This window comes from Tolypothrix sp. PCC 7712, assembly GCF_025860405.1.
Lineage (GTDB): Bacteria > Cyanobacteriota > Cyanobacteriia > Cyanobacteriales > Nostocaceae > Aulosira > Aulosira diplosiphon.
Genome location: NZ_CP063788.1, coordinates 67875 through 87449, shown reverse-complemented (window position 1 = coordinate 87449; position 19575 = coordinate 67875). Strand labels below are relative to the sequence as shown.

The 19575-nt window shown below is 39.2% G+C and carries 17 protein-coding genes and 1 tRNA gene; 8 read left to right on the top strand and 10 right to left on the bottom strand.

Features of this window, described 5'->3' with window-relative positions:
- Positions 1-268 precede the first annotated feature (268 nt).
- The 6 genes from HGR01_RS38995 to HGR01_RS38970 form a co-directional block, all read right to left on the bottom strand.
- Positions 269-559, bottom strand: a complete 291-nt coding sequence (locus tag HGR01_RS38995) for a hypothetical protein (protein WP_228045558.1) — start codon at positions 557-559, stop codon at positions 269-271.
- Positions 556-816, bottom strand: coding sequence for a hypothetical protein (locus tag HGR01_RS38990; protein WP_045874310.1), 261 nt, complete (start codon positions 814-816; stop codon positions 556-558). The genes HGR01_RS38995 and HGR01_RS38990 overlap by 4 nt, the downstream gene beginning before the upstream one ends.
- A gap of 184 nt (positions 817-1000) precedes the next feature.
- Complete coding sequence (locus HGR01_RS38985; protein WP_045874311.1) at positions 1001-1657, bottom strand: hypothetical protein; 657 nt, start codon at positions 1655-1657, stop codon at positions 1001-1003.
- Between the two features lie 243 nt (positions 1658-1900).
- The gene (locus HGR01_RS38980) at positions 1901-3238 is read right to left on the bottom strand and encodes a TnsD family Tn7-like transposition protein (protein WP_052335437.1); all 1338 of its coding nucleotides are present in this window, start codon (positions 3236-3238) and stop codon (positions 1901-1903) included.
- Positions 3239-3241: 3 nt separating this feature from the next.
- Positions 3242-4918, bottom strand: coding sequence for an ATP-binding protein (locus HGR01_RS38975; RefSeq protein ID WP_045874312.1), 1677 nt, complete (start codon positions 4916-4918; stop codon positions 3242-3244).
- A complete protein-coding gene (locus tag HGR01_RS38970) occupies positions 4902-6041 on the bottom strand; it encodes a Mu transposase C-terminal domain-containing protein (protein WP_264267793.1) in 1140 nt (379 codons plus the stop codon). The genes HGR01_RS38975 and HGR01_RS38970 overlap by 17 nt, the downstream gene beginning before the upstream one ends.
- 168 nt (positions 6042-6209) lie before the next feature.
- On the opposite strand from HGR01_RS38970, the gene HGR01_RS38965 reads away from it, so the two are divergent.
- The 8 genes from HGR01_RS38965 (at position 6210) to HGR01_RS38930 (ending at position 14222) form a co-directional block, all read left to right on the top strand.
- On the top strand, positions 6210-8939 hold the full coding sequence (locus HGR01_RS38965) for a TnsA endonuclease N-terminal domain-containing protein (RefSeq protein ID WP_045871115.1): 2730 nt from the start codon (positions 6210-6212) through the stop codon (positions 8937-8939).
- Positions 8930-10057, top strand: a complete 1128-nt coding sequence (locus tag HGR01_RS38960) for an AAA family ATPase (RefSeq protein WP_045871116.1) — start codon at positions 8930-8932, stop codon at positions 10055-10057. Before HGR01_RS38965 ends, HGR01_RS38960 begins: the two co-directional genes overlap by 10 nt.
- A complete protein-coding gene (locus HGR01_RS38955) occupies positions 10047-10865 on the top strand; it encodes a TniQ family protein (protein ID WP_052335223.1) in 819 nt (272 codons plus the stop codon). Before HGR01_RS38960 ends, HGR01_RS38955 begins: the two co-directional genes overlap by 11 nt.
- A gap of 220 nt (positions 10866-11085) precedes the next feature.
- On the top strand, positions 11086-11472 hold the full coding sequence (locus HGR01_RS38950; RefSeq protein ID WP_228045762.1) for a hypothetical protein: 387 nt from the start codon (positions 11086-11088) through the stop codon (positions 11470-11472).
- 9 nt (positions 11473-11481) lie between these two features.
- The gene (locus tag HGR01_RS38945) at positions 11482-11895 is read left to right on the top strand and encodes an HNH endonuclease (RefSeq protein WP_045874815.1); all 414 of its coding nucleotides are present in this window, start codon (positions 11482-11484) and stop codon (positions 11893-11895) included.
- Positions 11896-12060: 165 nt separating this feature from the next.
- Positions 12061-13086: a tyrosine-type recombinase/integrase gene (locus HGR01_RS38940; protein WP_045874814.1), complete on the top strand. Its 1026-nt coding sequence runs from the start codon at positions 12061-12063 to the stop codon at positions 13084-13086.
- A 3-nt stretch (positions 13087-13089) separates the two neighbouring features.
- Positions 13090-13554 carry a hypothetical protein gene (locus HGR01_RS38935; RefSeq protein WP_045874813.1) on the top strand — a complete coding sequence of 155 codons (465 nt, stop codon included), beginning with the start codon at positions 13090-13092 and terminating at the stop codon, positions 13552-13554.
- 2 nt (positions 13555-13556) lie between these two features.
- The gene (locus HGR01_RS38930) at positions 13557-14222 is read left to right on the top strand and encodes a hypothetical protein (protein ID WP_045874812.1); all 666 of its coding nucleotides are present in this window, start codon (positions 13557-13559) and stop codon (positions 14220-14222) included.
- 344 nt (positions 14223-14566) lie between these two features.
- Here HGR01_RS38930 and HGR01_RS38925 read toward each other — a convergent pair whose 3' ends face one another.
- The 4 genes from HGR01_RS38925 to HGR01_RS38910 form a co-directional block, all read right to left on the bottom strand.
- The gene (locus HGR01_RS38925; RefSeq protein WP_235623149.1) at positions 14567-14665 is read right to left on the bottom strand and encodes an IS66 family transposase; all 99 of its coding nucleotides are present in this window, start codon (positions 14663-14665) and stop codon (positions 14567-14569) included.
- 225 nt (positions 14666-14890) lie between these two features.
- Positions 14891-14979, bottom strand: a tRNA-OTHER gene (locus HGR01_RS38920).
- A 119-nt stretch (positions 14980-15098) separates the two neighbouring features.
- Complete coding sequence (locus HGR01_RS38915) at positions 15099-15392, bottom strand: plasmid pRiA4b ORF-3 family protein (protein ID WP_045874811.1); 294 nt, start codon at positions 15390-15392, stop codon at positions 15099-15101.
- Between the two features lie 144 nt (positions 15393-15536).
- The gene (locus tag HGR01_RS38910; protein ID WP_045874810.1) at positions 15537-19286 is read right to left on the bottom strand and encodes a CHAT domain-containing tetratricopeptide repeat protein; all 3750 of its coding nucleotides are present in this window, start codon (positions 19284-19286) and stop codon (positions 15537-15539) included.
- Between the last annotated feature and the right edge of the window lie 289 nt (positions 19287-19575).

Genomic DNA, 19575 nt, shown 5'->3' with positions numbered 1-19575 from the left:
TAAAGTGTTGATTTTAAGGAGATTTATATCTTTTATATTCCTCACTAATTCAAATATTTACTTATTTCTGAATTCTCCAATTCTTTCAATAAGCCAGTTAATACAAATGGACATTTACAACTTAGTTTTGTCTCTATAGAATCAGCATTTAACTGGTATTCTTGACAGATAATTTCAAATATATCTTCATTAGTTAATTCTAGATTTTTCTCTAGTTCCCAAAGCCTTACTTCTATCAGGTTTGCTAACTCATACATGAGTATATCTACTACTGCTCAAACCAGTTTAAGTTAGGAGTTGCCCCATGTTTTCGTCGGTCAGCCTCAGTACAAGCTTTGCCATAAATTTCATCCCAACCACGAAGAAAGTTCTTTTCATAATATGCTAAGTCCCTATATGGTATACTACTTTCTTGCTCCACAGCAAAGACTACCTCTTCAAAGTTTTGGAAATATCCAGGCTCAATTGAAATTACCTCAAAAAACCTCAACCAATTATTTTTAAATTCTTGACGCAATAGCTGTAATGTTTCAGGGTTCATCCCCTTAGATTTAGTCATGTCATCTGATCCCACCAAATTTTTTCGCCTGTGTAGTGTTTGTCAACTTGCTCTTTCATTGTGGTGATCGCTGTTGGGATATCAGGATAAGGGTGGCGTTGTACAAGTACCAAGAGATCGGGGCGCGCAGCTGCTTGTTGCCCCGGCACATATAGTTCGGCAAGGTAGCATTTGCGGCGATTATCATGCCACACTTTGATAATGCAATCTTTATATTCTTCAGAGTGCTTTAAATCTTCCTTGAGTAAATCAATCATACTTGACTCTCAATGAGTACTGCCTCTTAATAATACAATGCAGTCCCCACTCAAAGCGAGGTGATAGCTTCATATACCATTTGATACGAAAACTAACATTTTACAGTATCTACTCATTACATTACATTACATTACATAACTTAGGTTACGGGTATTAGCGTTTGCCAAATAAAAAGAAGACACCTCAAACTGAGCGCTCTTCATCAGAAGACTGTTCACTAAGAGTATTGGCTGCTTCTTGTAGCAATTCCACAGCCTTTACCAGGAGCGTACGTACACAACTTAACTGATTTCGGCGCGCAATACCCAGTCTTGCTTCGGTGTTGCGCGGATCGTCATCATGGCTTAAATGAATAACTCTCACTTTCTGCTGTTTTGCGGACGGTTCAAATATTGGCTCATCCGCTGTGAGTTTATTGTATCCGTAAACTCCACTTGGGCGCTTCACATTATAATGATGTACTTCACAGCCAGGGGGAGCAATGTAGCATCCTTCTAGATTATTTAAATTTTGATGCAATTGTGCAACAGATGCGGCGATCGCTGCCATTTGTGCAGTAAGACCCAGTAATTCAGCACTTTGTGGGCATCCTCTCGACATCAGCATCATCACTGCCGCTTCGCGGCGCGTAGTTCTAAAGGTTTCCTGGATGCGTTCCCACTCTTGTTGCCTTTCTTGAGCCGCAATCTGCCGCACGCGAATTAGTTCGATTTCTTCATCTGGAGTCAGCTTGGTGACTGCTCCACAGGTTTTATAATTTAGGCATTCTCCTGGGTCGATGCCTGGCTGCAACATCATTGAAGCACAATCAAAGCCGAGTCCACATATCTTTTGAGGCATAATTAGCACTTTGTTCTAGCTACTATATTTTAGATAAAAAGCTAGAACAAGAGGCGAGTCAAATGTAGAAGAATAATAAAGTTCAACAATTTCAGGAGCTACAACCCTTAATTTTTGGTGATCCATTACAGATGCCGAAAAAATAAAGTTGAACAATTATTGTCCACGGGTAAGTTAAGTTTACCAATGTAGAAGAGTGCAGGTCGATTTTTTGAATAAAAAAGTTCAACAATTAGGGACTGATTAACCGCAGTCTGCGCCTACACTATCATTCAAAGATTTCCACAACGCTTCTAGCTTACGCAACATATTCAGCGGATTATTGCCATAATTGAAACTGAGGCTTTGAGCAGTTTGCTGAAAATGTTGTCTATCAACAACATTTAATTCCAAATACTTTTGTTCCCACAAGTGACCAAAAGTCACGATTCTTTCAAATCGAAACTTATCAAGTTTATTCAAATTCACACCACTTTTACTATATTTAAAACCGCAATCACACTCAAAAGTCCCTTGAGGATTTTTTATATAAGAATATGTCGAATATACTTCACGGTTGAAAAGCATCACTAACTTTGTAACCACAAAATGGAGATAGTTTTCGCAAGCGGGATTTAGACAAAGCCAAGGCCCTTTACCAAAAGGCTTATATTTAGATTTACGAGCAAAAAATGTTGAGGGTGAATTCTTCAAAAATCTCATCATCAACAGATGCATTACTGGGTCAAAAACTTCTCTATTCAATCGGAGAATGTTAAATAAATTTATGTTATTGTAACCGAAGTTTATCCCAAGAGCCTCAAGAAACTCACTTCCATAAAAAGACAAAAACTTCTGTCGTAAACCTGGCTCATATACCTGACGGTCTAGAGTCGCTAAATTCCTCTTCATCAATAAAACTATATATTGGATATGAAACCAATCTAATTCCTTAGAAGGAAGCGATTTGAAATCACAGGTCATTAACCATTCAATATCAGATGCAATTAGGCGTAACAACTCCTTAGTGGAGTCACTGTAATTTCTGGCTACATTCGATATGGGACAGTTCTCCAAACTTGCAAGACCAACTTGATGCCAATTATTACTCCAAATAGGTACAATGCTGTCGCTTAAGACAACATCATGAATAGTGCAGACAAGAACACCAGGTGTTTGGTGAAGTCGATGCCAATATGCTTGTCCAAATGTATGCAAATTTTCAAAAAGACATTTTGGACAAAACCTAAAATATTTGGGCAGATGAAGCAAACTGCCAATTCCCCGATAAATATGTGTCCCAAACTCTCCTTTCATGTACTTCAAAATAGCTGACTTTCTGTCAGGCATAAAGACTGCATACATGGGATAAAGTGTATGTTTTTGAATGAGACTTTCTGTTGTATGTGGAGATAGCAGTGGGAGATTTTTAATTAAAAAAGCCAAGTTGTAAGGTAAGTCAGCCCTAACTATAGTATTCCGAGAATTGAATAATTCTTGCAACGTTTCATCAGGCTTTGTATTACCACTTCGAGCATGATAACGTGCAAACACACTATATAAAATCTCATCTGGGTAAGGCGTAGGGAAAAAACTGAGCATATACTACCCACTAGTAAAAAAGTCTGTGAGTGGGTCTTTAATAATCCCCAAAGCTTTTAATTCCTCACAAGCTGGAGTTTGATTTTTCTTGGCATTTTTAACAATAGCTCGAATATCATTCTCTTGATATTTCGGTTGAAGTTTTCTTTTAATTTCCCGATGCTCCCCTGGCTCTGTTGAAAGATTATCGCATTGTAAAGCTAGTTTATAAGCCTCTTTAATCAACATTTTTTTATCTGCATCTTCCCCATGAAAAGCGACAATTTTTTCGGCACAACTCTTGGCAGTAATAGGCAGCACATCTAAGTTAATCAGTTCAATAATCACATAGCGTAGCGTTGCTGATATATTCCCCATCCTCTGTGATGAGCGTGCTAATCTTCTCACTGCCTCTAAATCTCTTTCTTCTAGGGAATTCAAGCACTTATTGCGGTATAAATTCACGTCTAAAGGAGCAATATCTTTGTATTTCATCATCCACTTTTCATCTCCTGACCTAATAGCATCTAACATTGGTTTAACTAGATGCAGTCCGTCAGCAGCACAAGCGTGAATCAAGTCAACAGTAATTACTTCCGTTCCTAAAGCAATAGCTCTCCATTGCACCATTTTATAGAGTTTAATCACGATATCAATAATCCCTTGACTTTCATAATATAGAGCCGAGCTAATATTTGTAGTTAATGGGATATATTGTTTTGTCCACTGAAATTCCCACATTCCTTCGATAAAAAAGTTCCATTCCCGATTGTTTTCCATCCTGTCCCAAATTACTCCTCCTTCTCCCACACCTCTTCTAGCATTTCTAAAATTACCTTGAAGAATTGGGAAAGCTTCATTTGTACCAACGCGAATTACTGGAACTCCAATAATGTTGTCCATTTTCACCAAAAAATTCAACATTTCGTCACTATTTCTTCTGGCTGCCGCTAAATTTTGCATTTCATCGATAACTAAAACTCCTAAATGTTGGGTGTGGGCAATTTGGGCAACTTGAGCCAGCATATAATCTTCGGAGTTGCGTTTTACCCCAAATTTTTGGAAGTTATTAGTGCCGAGCAATTTGTCAACTGCTCTGAAGAAGTCGATACACAAACCTTTCAAAGAACCTGCATGGGGACAGTCAACTTTCAACCAAACAATTTGGTAAACACTGTGAGCCGGATGAACAATCACTTGGGGATATAAAGAAAGGATATTTAAGAGATTGGTTGTCTTACCTATTCCGGACGGACCAATAATTGTCAACCCAGATGCCGAGGTGGGAACATCTACATATTCCTCTAAGTTAAAACCTCCCCCAGAAAGCACCGCCTGATAAATTTGACCGCTACGCAATGCATATTCTGGTTGCAAAGGATTTCGCCTCAGATAACCTTGCATAATTAATACGCAAACTACTCGCTGTAAATCGACTGTTTTATTCAGTGGGTCAAAATATCTCGATAACCGTTCAATACAATGAAATCTGTACTGCGGCTCTAGTTCTCTTTCTGAAGATTTGCACGCAGGTAGTCGTGTCACATACTCAACAAATTTGTCTCGAGACAGGATAGGAGGAAGAGAGCGAATTATTGGATTTGTATTATATTCAGGTAACAAGTGGTCTCTGTATTTAGCAACAGCAGCCCATTCACCGTTGGGAATTTTCACCCATGACCACTCATTCTCTATGTTCATTAAAGCGCTCCTGACGTTTCTTCTTTAGAAGTTCCAAATGGTCAGGTTGTAATGATTTATTTTCTGGAGAGTCAGAATTTGTAGTCGGTAGAACTGTTGTCAGAATAGAAGTTTCTGTCTTAGCTAACTCGAACCCTTCGTCGTCGCGTCGTTTAGCCTTCTCGGAAGCTCTGTTTTCTTTAATACCAGAAACTTTTTGAGTATTGCTTAGGTGCTCATCAACAGTTACGGAGGCTAAAACATTAGCTCTGTTGACTACACTTTCAATGTCAGAAATTAAGTCAACACCAGCTTGAAGTTCATTGCTTTGACTTTTCTGATAAAGCCACTTTTCATAAGCCTGCAAATATTCAATGTCATGTATATTTTTTTGAGAATAACGTTCTGATGGCTCTAAAAGAAAGCACTTCTCAAAATCTCTACCATCAGGAGAACGAACATAGATAAAATTTGGTTGGCGATAGTCATAAGAAATATCTAATAATTTCTCTGACTTAGAAAGCAAATTACTTCTAGCTTTCTCAAACCAGAACTCTTTTAATGCTTTATCACAACTGTAGTACATTCCCTTAAATTTGATACCGCGAGCGGTGATGGTCGCTTTATTACTTGGCATCAAATTTAGCTTGACGATATCTTCAGGAAAAGTCCTGAGTCTACCAGAACGATTTTCTATGCCCCAATTCCATAATTCTATAGGTATGGGATTGACATTATCAGTAATCATCATTTCTTCCCTATCATAACTGCTCAAGTAGTGATGATTATTGTGATAGCGAATTAAATGAATAATAATTTCAGTAAACTGGTCTATGTCAACCCTGCTATCAAGACGATAGTCTCGCCCACCTCTTTGTCTAAAATCTGTGTCTATATAACCAGGTAAAAATGGTTTGACATGACCATGAATGGTACGGAAGTATCTCTCTACTAAACCCTTCCAATCTGCACGGTAAGGCGCAGCATTTTCAATCCGGACATTCAGATTCGGAATTAATGTCTCTACTGCCATTCCTGCAAGTTCCCCCCGGTCGCCCAAAATTGCATCTGGTAGATGGTGACAAGGCCATTCTGTAGGGGAAATATTAATGCCATATTCCTGACAAAACTGTATTTTTGTCACTGTAAGCAAAAGTTTGCCGTTTTTGAAACCATAACCTTGCCGCAGACATAGCCCAAAAGTAGATTATTACGTTTAGTAGCCAAATAGAAAAAGTTGAGTTTTGAAATGATAAGCTTGCCGAAAGTATAAAAATCAAGCATAAACCTGCCGAAAGTTACGGTATTTCCTATGCTCAGCGACCGAGAGTTTGAAGACTGGTGTCGCCGCCTTTGTTTACCAGAGACGACAAAAGAGCTAGTGCAAAAAATCCGGAATTCAGAACCTGTGAGGAAGGTAGGTGGCGGAGCGAAAAATGTTTGCGGCAGTTATCCAAGTCGCAAAATGGGGAAAACGATTCAGTTTGAATCTCATAAAGTAGAACTGCCGGCGATCGTAGAGTACGAAAATGATGAAGATGTATTAGAGTACTATGACCAGCCAATTCGTCTAAGTTTATCTTTTCATTCCCTGAGCGGACGTTGTGTGGTGACATCTCATACTCCGGATTTTTGGGTAATGAGGCGTAATAGTGCGGGATTTGAAGAATGGAAAGCTAGTGAGCGGCTCAAAATACTAGCCAGAAAACAACCTACACGCTATCAGCAAAGCGAAGAAGGTCGTTGGCACGCGCCACCAGCAGAAATGAAAGTTCAAGCAATGGGACTGTACTATTATTTACGTACAGATCTTGAAATCAACTGGATTGCTTACCAGAACTATCAGTTTCTTCAAGGTTATTTCAACCAAGAAAATACAGTTAAAAAAGAGGTAAGAAAAACAGTTGTTGAGTGTATTAATGCCAATCCTGGAGTAACCCTCAAAGAACTACTAGAATCAACAAATACCGATTGGGCAGATGATATCTATGCCTTGATTGGAACAAAGCAAATATATGTAGACCTGAAAGCAGTAGCTTTGAATGAGCCAGAAAAAGTTCATCTTTTCAGTAGCCAAGAAATGGCATCAACTTATGATCTAATCATTGCTCAAAAGACTTCTGCTCGTATCGCCAGTGGACAACGAATTGATGTGGCAATTGGTTCAACGCTGGTTTGGGATGGTAAAAGTTGGTGTGTAATTCAAATCGGAGACACAAAGATTGCGCTTCAAAGCGAAAATGAACTGATTGGGTTAACTCATGCAAACTTTGATGCACTAATTGCACAAAAAGAAATCATTCATATTCAACCATTATCTGCAAAAACAACAGACATTTGGGAACAGATCAAATGCGCTAGTTCTGAGGATTTAGCAGTAGCTAATTACCGCTATAAAGTTATTGAACCATATTTACATGGCAGTCCGCCAATTAATAGTTCTGTACCTGAGCGGACAGTTCGTAGCTGGAAATCCAAATATCATCAGGCTCTGAATAATTATGGCTGGGGCTATATTGGCTTACTACCCAATCGTGGCAAGAAAGGGAACAGGGTAGATCGCTTTTCACCCGATACTTGGGAGTTTATTGACCAAATTATTGAACAGCACTATGAGAACCTCAAACAGCGAGGAAAACTAGCAACTTACGGTATTCTGGTTAGAGAATGGGAAAAAGCTGGAAAAACAGACCCTTGCCCTAGCCGGATCACTTTCTGTAAACGCATTAATCAACGAGAGAAAGTAGGACAAACTCGCCATAGGCAAGGGTCAAGAGCCGCTTACCAAAAGAGTCCTTTTTATCACGAATTAACGCTCTCCACCCCTATTCACGGGAGTCGGCCATTTGAAATCTGCCACATTGATCATACAGAATTAGATATCGAGTTAGTTTGTTCGCGCACTGGGCGCCCTTTAGGCCGACCTTGGGCAACTATTCTCATTGATGCTTTCTCACGTCGTATTTTCGCAATCTATTTAACATTTGACCCGCCATCGTATCGTTCCTGCATGATGGTATTGCGAATTTGTGTGCAGAGATTTGGCCGCTTTCCAGAAACATTAGTAATGGATAATGGTGTAGAGTTTGGCAGTATTTACTTTGAAACACTTCTAGCTGCCTTTAGTTGCACAAAAAAACAAAGACCATCTGCTAGTCCTAGATTTGGTTCACTCATTGAAAGATTTTTCGGCACAAGTAACACAGAATTTTTTTACAACCTTAAAGGCAATACTCAAATTACTAAACAAGTACGCTTGGTAAATAAAACAAATAACCCAAAAGTACAAGCTGTCTGGACATTGCCAGAATTATATGAATATTTTTGTAAATATGCTTATGTAATTTATGACAGTAGAGAGCATCCGGCACTGGGAATGTCTCCCAATGCTGCATTTACAAAAGGTGTGAATCAGAGTGGGATGCGCTATGGACAAAAAATTTTAGATGATGAAAACTTTAAAATTTTTACTTTGCCCTCAACTGCAAAGGGAAGTGCAAAAGTAATACCAAGACTCGGGATAAAAATTAATTATATCTATTATTGGTCAATTGATGATTCATTTCTTAACCCTGAAGTTGAAAGTACTCAAGTACAAGTTAGATATGATCCATTTGATGTAGGAACTGCTTATGCGTATGTCAAAGGTAATTGGGTACGCTGTATATCTGAATATTATTCATCCTTACAAGGTCATTCTGAAAAAGAAATTCGACTGATAAGTATTGAATTACGACAGCAAAAAAATCAGTATAATCAAAAAATAGCAATTAGAGCTAAAGAACTTGCACAGTATTTAGAATCAGCAGAAGCTCAAGAAGTTTTACAGACACAAAGACTTCATGATTTAGCTGCAACTGATTTGCGAGACTTAATATATAAAAATGGTAGGAAACAAACATCCTCTACTCTTACTCAGTGTCCAGTTGATAGTGATGAAGCTATTAGTACAGAAGAAGTATCACAAACACATCAATTAAATACTTCAGCAATAGAATTAGGAAAAATTCAAGCTTACTCTCAAGAGGAGTTATGGCAGTAAAACATAACCGTCCATTTCCACAAGAACTCCTGAAACAATCATTAACCGAACGGTTGAACTATTTTCAAGGAATTACAATTGGACACTTACGATTAAAACAAGCTTTAGAGACTTTATTGCTCAACCTTCAACAACCAACAGATATTTGTGTTTTCTTTGTTGTTGGCCCAGCAGGAGTAGGTAAGACCACTTTACGACTAAGGGCTGAAAAACTGTTGATGGAAGGTGCATTAGCATCTATGAAAAATCATATTTATCAAATTCCAGTTGCAGGTATTGAGGCAATTGCTAATGAAGGAGGAAAATTTAATTATAAAGATTACTACCTCCGCGTTTTAGAATGTTTAGAAAAAATTTCTTTTGATTCAATTGCTACAAATAGTTCATTAAATTATCAAAATTATTCAGGGTTTCTTTCTACTACATACTTTGCTTCTAAAAGTTCCGATACGGTGCGTCGTGCTTTAGAAAAATCTATGCGGCACCATAAATTAACAGCATTGATGATAGACGAAGCCCAACATTTGCTGATGGTTGCTGGGGGAAAGCAAATGTTACATCAGATGAATTGGATAAAATCTCTTGCCAACATCACTGGTGTTGTACATATTTTATTTGGTACTTATGATTTACTTAACTGTTGTCACCTCAGTGGTCAAGTTAGCCGACGCAGCGATGATATACATTTACCTCGTTACTCAACAGATAACAAAGAAGATATAGCTGAGTTTATGCGGATTATCAGAACATTTCAGGCGCATTTACCTTTGCTTGAAGAGCCCTGCTTGGTAGAACAATATGAATATCTGTTGGATTATTCATCTGGTAGTGTTGGTCTTCTTAAAACTTGGTTAACAAAAGCTTTACGAAATGCTTTGGCAGAGAATGCAACAACCCTCAACATAAAGTATATTCAACAAAATGAATACTCAAAAGCACGGCGGCAGCAAATAGAACAGGAAGCACAAGCTGGAGAGAAGCGATGGCGCAACGATGTTGCTCCCGTAGCACTTAGTTTGACCAATGAAGATGTGAAGCAACCATCTCAAGCGAAAGGTCGTGTGGGAAAACGTCAGGCTAAAAGAGATACCGTAGGAATTAATCTTGATGTCAGTTAATTATTATACCGAAGATGAGTTTTGGGCTCTAGAAAAACCAACAATTCCAGAACGCTCTCAATTATTCCCACTCGAACCAATCGGTGTCGGTACGCTCTATGTCGAAAGCTTGAGTGGATATATTGCTCGCCTTGCCGACTGTCACACGATAACTACCGGAGAACTAGTTTTATCAAAAGTTATTCCATTGATGAGGCATAAAAGAAGCAGTGTTAGTTCTATAAACATCATTAATCATTTATTTAGAGATCAAGATTTTTTCACCTCTACCAACGAAAAAAGAATTGACATTGCTACCACTCTAATTCAAGCTCTAAAAGAATTGACCTGGCGTCAAGATTTATCTTGTTTATGGCCATTAAAATGGGCCAGCATTTTTTTCGAGTTTAGCATTTTGCGTTTGCATCAAGCTTGGTGTCCCGTATGTTATGACCACTGGTTTGTCAACAATCGAGTCATCTACAATCCACTGTTATGGTTAGTTAACACAATTGAGGAATGCCCTGAGCATGACCATCAGCCCTTGATTGAGGAATGCCCTCACTGTCACGAAAAATTTCCACCATTATCCAGGTATTCTCGTCCAGGGTATTGCTCAATCTGTCATCTGTGGTTAGGTAGCCAGAAACTCAACCAACTAGCCAATGAACAAACTCACAGCGTTGATTTTTGGCGACAGCTTTTGATTACTCCTATGCACTCTCATCAAAGCAACAAGCTTGTCTGGCAGTGTATGTGGTTTGATGATGTCGATGATTTGGCTGCCAATACGCCCTCTGATTTCCTGCCACCCATAAATGAGAACTAATTTTCCATCCTTACCTGCTCCGGGGTTTGAAACCATAAACCTGCCGCTCCGGCAAACTTATGGTTACAGTCACAAAACTTATGGTTACAGTCACATACATCAAAAAAATCAAGTATTAATCGGAGTTTTTGTCGTACAAAAGATAAGAGTTACTTATTTTGTGTTGTAGTCTTGTATTACAACGTAATCTAAACCATAATGTGAGCAAACATCTCACATTATGGTTTCCAGCGTGGCAAAACTCACCATTGAAATACCAGATGAACTAGTCAGGCGTTTAGAACCTTTGCAAAGTCGTTTACCTGAATTGCTTTGGCGATTGTTGGATAGCGATCCCAAACAAACAACTGAGCAGTCAAAAGTTAATATAGGAACTGTAGAAATTGCCAAAGTTTATCTGGAAGTGCTGGATTTCTTAATTAAGCGTCCAACGCCAGAAGAAATTGTTGAGTTTAAAGTTTCGCCCCATGCACAAATGCGGCTGCAAGTATTATTAGAAAAGAACCGTTCTGGTTCACTCACTCCAATAGAAATAGCAGAATTAGATGTTTACGAGCAATTAGAACATCTGATGATTTTACTCAAGGCGCGAGCTAGGGAAAAGTAATCAAATAAGATGACATCTAATTCAATTTCTACAGAACTTAGGAAGCTGGTCATAAGTAGAGCTTCAGGACGCTGTGAATATTGTTTAATTCATCAGGATTATTCAATTTATACTCATGAAGTAGATCATATTATTGCTGTGAAACATGGAGGAGAAACTGCGGCTGAAAATTTAGCGCTTTCATGCCTATCATGCAATCGTCATAAAGGTTCTGATTTCGCTACTATCGATGTAGCTACAGGAGAAATTGTCCCATTATTTAACCCACGTCGTCAAACTTGGGATGAACATTTCTATTTTGATAAAGCGAGAATTGAGGGAAGAACTCAGATTGGAAAAGCTACTGCAAAATTACTTCAGTTCAATATTCCCAATCGTGTGCTGCAAAGGCAAGTATTAATGAGCCAACAACAATATCCGTAAGTATTGATTGCATACTTGATTGAGTAGTAAATTGAGATTTAATTAATTGTTGTTGCAATAGAGCATTGAGTAAAGCTAATTTATAGAGAGCATTATTTTCAGTCAAGTTACAACATTATTCAGAGTTAACAACTAACACTATTCTTTTAATTAATTGAATAAAAAATGATAGAGAGCGCAGAATCTTTACCACCGATTAAATTAATTCCGATTGAAGATGCCAGAGTTAATAGAGAGGCAGGAGGTAGTAAAAGGACTACTTTAAAAACCCCACCAACTGATATTAGGTGGGTGAAAGTATTGGAATTTTTACGCAGTAACAATCTTGCGCCCAACAGCCGCAAGCTATATGAACGCGAACTCAAAAGGTTTTTGGGATGGACGCAGTTGCACTATCATGAGATGCGATCGCGTCACATAGGGCTGTATAAACAGTATTTGATGGAAGAAGTGTTTACAGACGCAGGTAAACCACTTTCCAAAAGCAGTATTAATGCTGGATTGGCAGCTATCAAGAGTTTCTTCAAGTGGTTGAGTCTCACCTACCCAGAGATGATGACTACAAATCCCACACAGGGGGTAAAGTTGGAAAAAGTACCTCTGCCACCTGCTCAAAGTTTAACAGCAGAACAGATGGAATCAGTGTGGTCAGCTTTGGAATATTTAGGCGAAACAAAGGTTCGGGATACTGCACTGGTTCATATTCTCAGTCATGGACTCCGCGCTGGGGAAGTGGTGAATTTAAATGTCGGGTCATTTGATGGTAAGTTGCTGTTTTTACCTGACACAAAGACCGCCCAACCTCGCTTGGTACCTTTAAGAAAAGAAAGTAGAGAGGTACTGGTAGAGTATTTGCAATGGCGAGAGGCGCAGGGGGAAGTTTTAACTAGCCTCAGTCCACTGATGATTTCGCACCATCCATCATATCTTGGAGAACGCCTTTCTTATCACGGTATTTACTTTGCTGTGGAGAAAATTGGGGAATTAGCAAGCATTGAAGACTTGCATCCTCATCAATTCCGTCATACTTATGCTACTGATTTGTTGTTACTAGGTGTAGACCCGACTCATGCCCGGAAACTCACAGGACATACTAGCGAGAAAGCATTTCGACGGTATACGCTTCGTAGTGAACAAGAAGCCGCAATCTCTGCTTACTATCGAGCTATCGGCGAAGAGGAAGTGGAGTAGGAGATGCCCAAACCGTTAAATCCTAAATGTCAGTTATGTGCCAAGTTACCAACTGCTAAAGCAAAGGTGTTACATGGAACCCAAGGGGATGGATGCTGGAATCCAAAGGTCTGCCATAATCGCCGCTCATTTTACCGCAGCCGAACTAAAGATAATTCGGGGATTGATTCGATAGCGGTCGAACCACCAGCAACGTATTTTGCTGTGCTGTACTTATACAAGGAACCGGGAGATAAGCCATTACATTCATTGGGTGCTGAACTGTGGTTGGGGCAACAACCGATTTGTCGCTTGGAATCAATTCACTGTTTTGGGCTAACGGCTGGCAAGATACGAGCTTATACAGATAAGGTGTTGCAGGCTTTTGCCAAAGAATATGGTGTCTCGCTGTATCAATATAAGGATATGTTTGAGATTAGTCCAGATCACTGTCCAGTGCGCCCCTGTCCGCTACATCCGGAGTCGTAAAGATGACTGCATATCGACAATTAACGATTTGGGATGTGCTGGATGAGATATCAGTTGCTCCACCAAACTCTTCACTTGCTCCGGTGTGGGATTGTTTGGATACAGAACTCCAAGATTTATCTGTGGAAGCACAGTTAGAAACTGCTGCTGTTGCGTTTAATCAAATTGCAGATATTCTTAAATCTCGTGCGGTAATGCTGTTGCAAGATGTGCGCGAGCGCAATAGTCCAGACGGGCCGATTGTCAGCACTGATATCTTTGCTGGGTTGGTGCGAACGACAATGCAACTGGATTTGGATGATTTGATTGAATCTCCAATACCGCAGACTTTCAGACCACATGGCCCGCATCAGTTTTCAAATACTAGTTCTCAAGGTGATTCAGTGGTAGCACCTGTGGAGAAAGAGAAAGTTTTAGAAATGTTGGAGGAAGTCAGGACTGTAGAAGATGTTCACAAGCTGGCGGGTGATGAAGATGTCCAGAAGTGGCAAAGTGCGATCGCTTATTACCTTGGAAATATTCAAGATGAAATTTCGCTTCCTCAGCTGCAACGTGCTTTGAAAATGCCTTTAGTAGAAGTATGGTTGGGATTGTTGCTCGGTGGCTTTACGTTGGAACAGCGTGGAGATTTTTATAATAAATGGGATATTTGGGTAATGGCAGAGTAAACCGAACGGAACGCTTGCCAAGCGAAAATACTTGTGTGGACGTTATAAACCAAACTGAATTTGAAGAAGAATCCAGAAGCCAGAATCAATTAGTGGGGGATTCAGACCCGCCACTAATTGAACGCGAGTGCGTCTCTATGAGGGAGAAAACCACCAAATCGTAACTGCTTAGGTAGTGGGATTGGAAGAAAAGAAAACAGAGAGATTGCCTTGTAATGCGTCAGTAATCACTTCCAAGAGATTAAGACCACGCTTAGATGCAGTGGAAAGAAAAGAACGGATGTTGGCGAATGAAACCGCAAAATCGAATGAGCGAAAACCACCCGAAATTTTCTGCTTACATTTCATCTTCGCAAGTCACGTTCAGCTTGGTTATTAGTAAATGGAACATCCGGTTCTGTGAGAAACCGTAAAACATCCCGTTTGTAATTTTGAAAACGCAATAACAAGTTATTACCAACTCGTCGTTTAACCCGTCCTCGATTACCTTTACGGGTTAAAGGTGGTTGAAATTTTGTGTGACCAATTATTCGGGATAAATTTCACACCTGACTTGACAATTGCTTGGTGTACAGATTGAATATAGCGCGAATACATGGAAGAATGTATGAATTGCTTTACTATGAGAACAAGCCCAAATCTCTTCAATAAAGCTAAATAAGAGAAGCAACTGATGGGACTCGAACCCACGACTTTCACATTGGGAAGGTGACATTAACCTCGATTTTCCAAGACTTCCAGCCTAGCTCACAATCTTTACACCCAAAAATATTGACGATTGAGTTTCAGCGCCAGTTATCAATAATTTTTTGGATAAACGTTTTGGCAAGATATTTTCGTATACATTACACGCTTAAGGAAAATTTTCCACAAGCGTTAAATGATATGAATGTTTGGAAATCCAATAATTGTTAAAGTGTTTTTGTTGGCTTGAGTTTTCACAGTGCGATCGCCACAGTGTTTCCAACACCTATGCTGTGAATATTGACAAACACTGATTATGAAACGATGTAAGTGGGAATCTGTCCATCCCATTGCTATCTGGATGATGTAGTGTAAATCGGCGATTGTGCTGTCGCTGCGGATTTTGACTCTACGCCAAATCATGGGGCTGATGCCCAAGATAAAAATATGAAGCTGGTAGATAACAAGTTGGTCAGAATCGCTCATTGGGTCATCTTACCGCATTGCCAGTCCCATCTCCCCCGAAAAAAATCGCTCTCCAATCTGGGAAATGAGAAAGCGATCGCAGTTTGAGAACCTGAAACCCAACATCCACAAGTTTTGAGGTGTTGGGTTTCGTCCAATGACCAATTATCTCCATTCGCCCAAAAAGGTGAAAGCCGCCCAGTAATTGGGATTACGCCATTTCTCCTGTTGCCACATTTTTAACTGCGCCGCCCGTAACGCCTGATTTGGCGATTTATTTTGCTGCCACATTTGCTGATAAAATTCTTGCATAAACTCAGATGTCCCTTTGTCATCAACTTGCCATAAGGACACAACTAATCTTTCTGCCCCTGCATACATTAATCCTCTTGTCAAGCCTACCAAGCCTTCGCCTTGAATTTCTTTACCTAATCCGGTTTCGCAAGCGCTGAAAACAATTAAATCAGCTGGATAATCGAGGTTAAATAAATCTGCTAACCGCAGATATCCACGAATGTCTTTACCTTGTTCGTTTACCAGAGACAGCACAAGACCTGATAACTCTGGGTTAGCATCATTCACAAAGCCGTGGGTAGCAAAGTGTAAAATCCGGAATTGATTGAGATTACTGCTAGTAGCTTGGGTGTAATTTGCGGCAAAATCTAAGAGTTGCACGCCTTGAGATTTCGGTACTAGGTTAAAAATTGTCTCTGCTTCTGTGCGTGTACCTGAAAGTCGCGTCCAACCTTGGCGATTGAGAATATCAGCAGAACGCTTGAGGGCAGACTGTTCTAGCTCTAGGTTGAGGTAATCTTGCTTTTGGAGTTGTTTATTTTGGGCGTTCGTAACTCGCGTATCAGTAGCGTTGTATACTGGGTCTGCGAGGATAGCTAAGGCTTTGGGTGCGGGTGGACGTGTGGCGAGTTCTTGGCGTTGAATTGCGATCGCACTTGCAGAAGGTAAGCTAACAATTTCGTGGTTAACTAATAAAGGCTGGTAATTCAAACTCTGCGGCTGTACTGGCGAACAAACACGAATACCACCGGCAGTAGAACAAACAACATCTTTGGGTTTTTCTTTCTCTTCCTGTGGTGTAGAATTCGGTTGAGAATTGACATCAGCTAACGCCGCAAAGGGAATATATTGCAATGCACCATCAGCAACAATGACTAAGCGTTTTGTAGCTAATTTATCTTTCGCGGGTGAGAGAATCAGTTGACTCAGTTCCTTTGCAGCGACATCAATGCGTTGATTTTTGATGTTTTTACAGGGATTGTCTTGATGGGTAAGAGAAGGCGGTTTAGAACTATTTCGGCTAATCAGGCAAAATAAATTGATAGCGCTTTTGTCTATCTCGGCTTTTTTGGGAAGTTCGTAAGTGTCGAGAGAATTGGGAGAAACCACCCACAGAAAACTGCGTTCGGAACCTAAGGAATATTGTAATAACAGCGTATCTTTATCAAGTTGTTGCTGAATTTGCGGTAAATTCAGGGGTTGGGGATACTTGAGGTTAGCGTATTTTGAGCTAGTTTGACGAATTTCGGTTTCTAGTTGCTTTTGTTGGCTGAGGAGTTGATCAATTTCTGTTTGTAACTTTTCGGCGTTGGCTTTAAAAATGGGGTTTTTAATTTTATCGCTGTTAACTATTTCAAACCTGACTTTCTCCTTACCATCAATTAAAGCTTGTATACGGCGTTCTTCGGCTAAGAGTTCGGGGTTTGCACCTTTGCGGATATTGGCGCGGGCTTCGGTTAACAGTTCTACCAATCCTCTAGCGCGAGAGCGATCGCTTGTTTCCAGTGCTTGGGCATTGTATCCTTTTGATGGGTCTTGTTTGTGCAGTTCCATCAATAGGTCGATTTTGAATTTATAGTAACTTTGGACTGTGGCGAAGTAGGAAGTACGCAAATCTGAGTTTTTGACGTTGCTGCGGATATTTTCGATGATTTTAATTGCTGCTTCGATGTTGGGAAGTGCGGCGTTGAGATTTCCTAGTTTGCGTTGATTGATGGCGATTAGGTAAAGTGCTTGAGCTTCACCCGTATCATCTTTTAAAGTTCGTCGTAATTTTATTTCTTCATTGAGTGTATTTATGGCTTGTTGATGTTCTGTTTGAAACTCATAAACAATACTTATTGAGTTTAATGTTTCAGCTTCTTTATTTAGTGAGCCAATTTTACGAAAGCTTACTAAAGTTTTTTTATATGTATCTAAAGCATTTTTATAATCACTTTTTGTAAGGTATATACTACCAATCATTCCATTGGAAGCTATTTCTAGAAATGAATAGTTATGCTTTTGTGATAATGCTAATGCATGTTTAACTGCCTCAAAAGCTTTAATGTAATCATTCTTGTCACGGTAGGTTTTTGCTATACCCCAAAGTGCAAGAACTTCTGATATATAATCTTGCTGCTTTCGATGTAATGATAATGCCTGGTCATAAGCTATCAAAGCTTGTTCAAAATTACCATATACAAATTCAAGATTACCAATATTAAGAAGAATCCCAGCTTGGTTAGGTATGTGTTGTAATTTTTTGTATATATCAAGTGACTGATTATAAGCATTGATACTTGAATTGTAGTCACCTAGTAAACTATATAGTCTTGCTATGTTGGCAAGAGTTCGAGCTTGCGAATTGGTATCTGTTATTATACGCTCAATTTCTAAGGCTTTATTGTAAGAATCTAATGCTTTTTGATAGTCTCCTTGTAAAGCATAGATATCAGCTTGTTGGTTAAGGCTTGAAGCTTCGTCTCCCTTAAAACCATTTTCCTCCTGAAATTTAATCGCTTGACCAATATATTCAAGTGCTTTTTGATTATCACCTAAGAAATTTTTATAAATACTGACAATTAATCCTATGACTTGTGATTTCAGAATAGAATTGCCTGCTTGTTCAAAAGCATCTTTTGATTGTGTATAAAAACTCAGTGCATCTTGGTAATCTCCAAGCAAAAAATAACTATTGGCAATGTTTCGATAAATAATGCCCTGATCAGTAAACCCTATTTTAATTTCTTGTTGTAATTTAGATATTTCTTTAATATAAGAAATAACTTTTTGGCGTTCCCCTAACTTAGCATAAATAGGAGCAATTTGACTCAAAGTAATCGCTTGAGCAGATAAGTCATTATTTTTACGCTGAATTTCCAAAGCTTCATTATAAGCTTTTAAAGCTTGCTTCGTTTCACCTATAAGAGAATACATCGAGGCAATGTGATTAAGGGTGTTAGCTTCTTGTGACAGGTCTTTTAATATATCACGATAAATTTTTAGCCCTTCATTTAAAGAATCAATGGCTTTTTTCATATCTCCTAATCTTATATATGCACCTGCTGTTGAGTAAAAAGTTGTAGCTAAATTTTCAAATTTCTTATTCGATAGAAAAATTGACTTCGCTTGATTCAAATATTCAATTGCTTTTTTGGGATTACCTGTGCTGGCATAAACATCCCCAATCATAGAGAGTAATTCACCTTGACGTATAGGTTGCTTTAGTTCTTGCCAAATCCCTAAAGATTTACTTAAATAATTGAGTGCATTGAAATTGTCTGAAAGCGTAAAGTAAATAAAACCAATAGACTGGTTTATTAAAGCTTGATCTGCTTTTAACCCTATCTCTTCAACTATTTTCAACGCTTGTTGATATTTATTTATTGCCTGTTGATATCCTTCTTTAGTTCCCTTCTTCTGTAATTCCTGTGCTTCTTGAAACAGCTTTACACCCTGTTGGTATAACTTTTGTTGTTCTGCATTCAAGGGAACTGATGGCGTAGACGCTGGTTGCTGGGCAATTTTTACCTGATGACTCCCCAAACTAGCGGCTGTTGACTCGGATAATAAAAGCAGTCCGAAAAATAAAGCAACAGCGCGAGAAGCCAGCGCAGGAAGTTTTTTATGCTTTGTCATTAGGATTTATACTGATTTTTGCTACAAATCAATATAGTTCTCGGCGGTATGGGGGTATGCAAGTTTACAGAAACTTTAAATGGAACGTTCATAGCTGCTTGGAATATCAGCCAATCACACAGACTGTTTTTCCAACTTCAGCCAACAGTGTTGCATTCTGACGTACTTATAGGAAGAATAGCAGCTTCCGAATTTTCAGTTATTCGCCAAGTTGCATACCCCCCCAATACTTCTCGGTTAAGGATTTTTAACTCGGAATTTGGTTTGGGGAAAAGGTGACTGGGTTTGG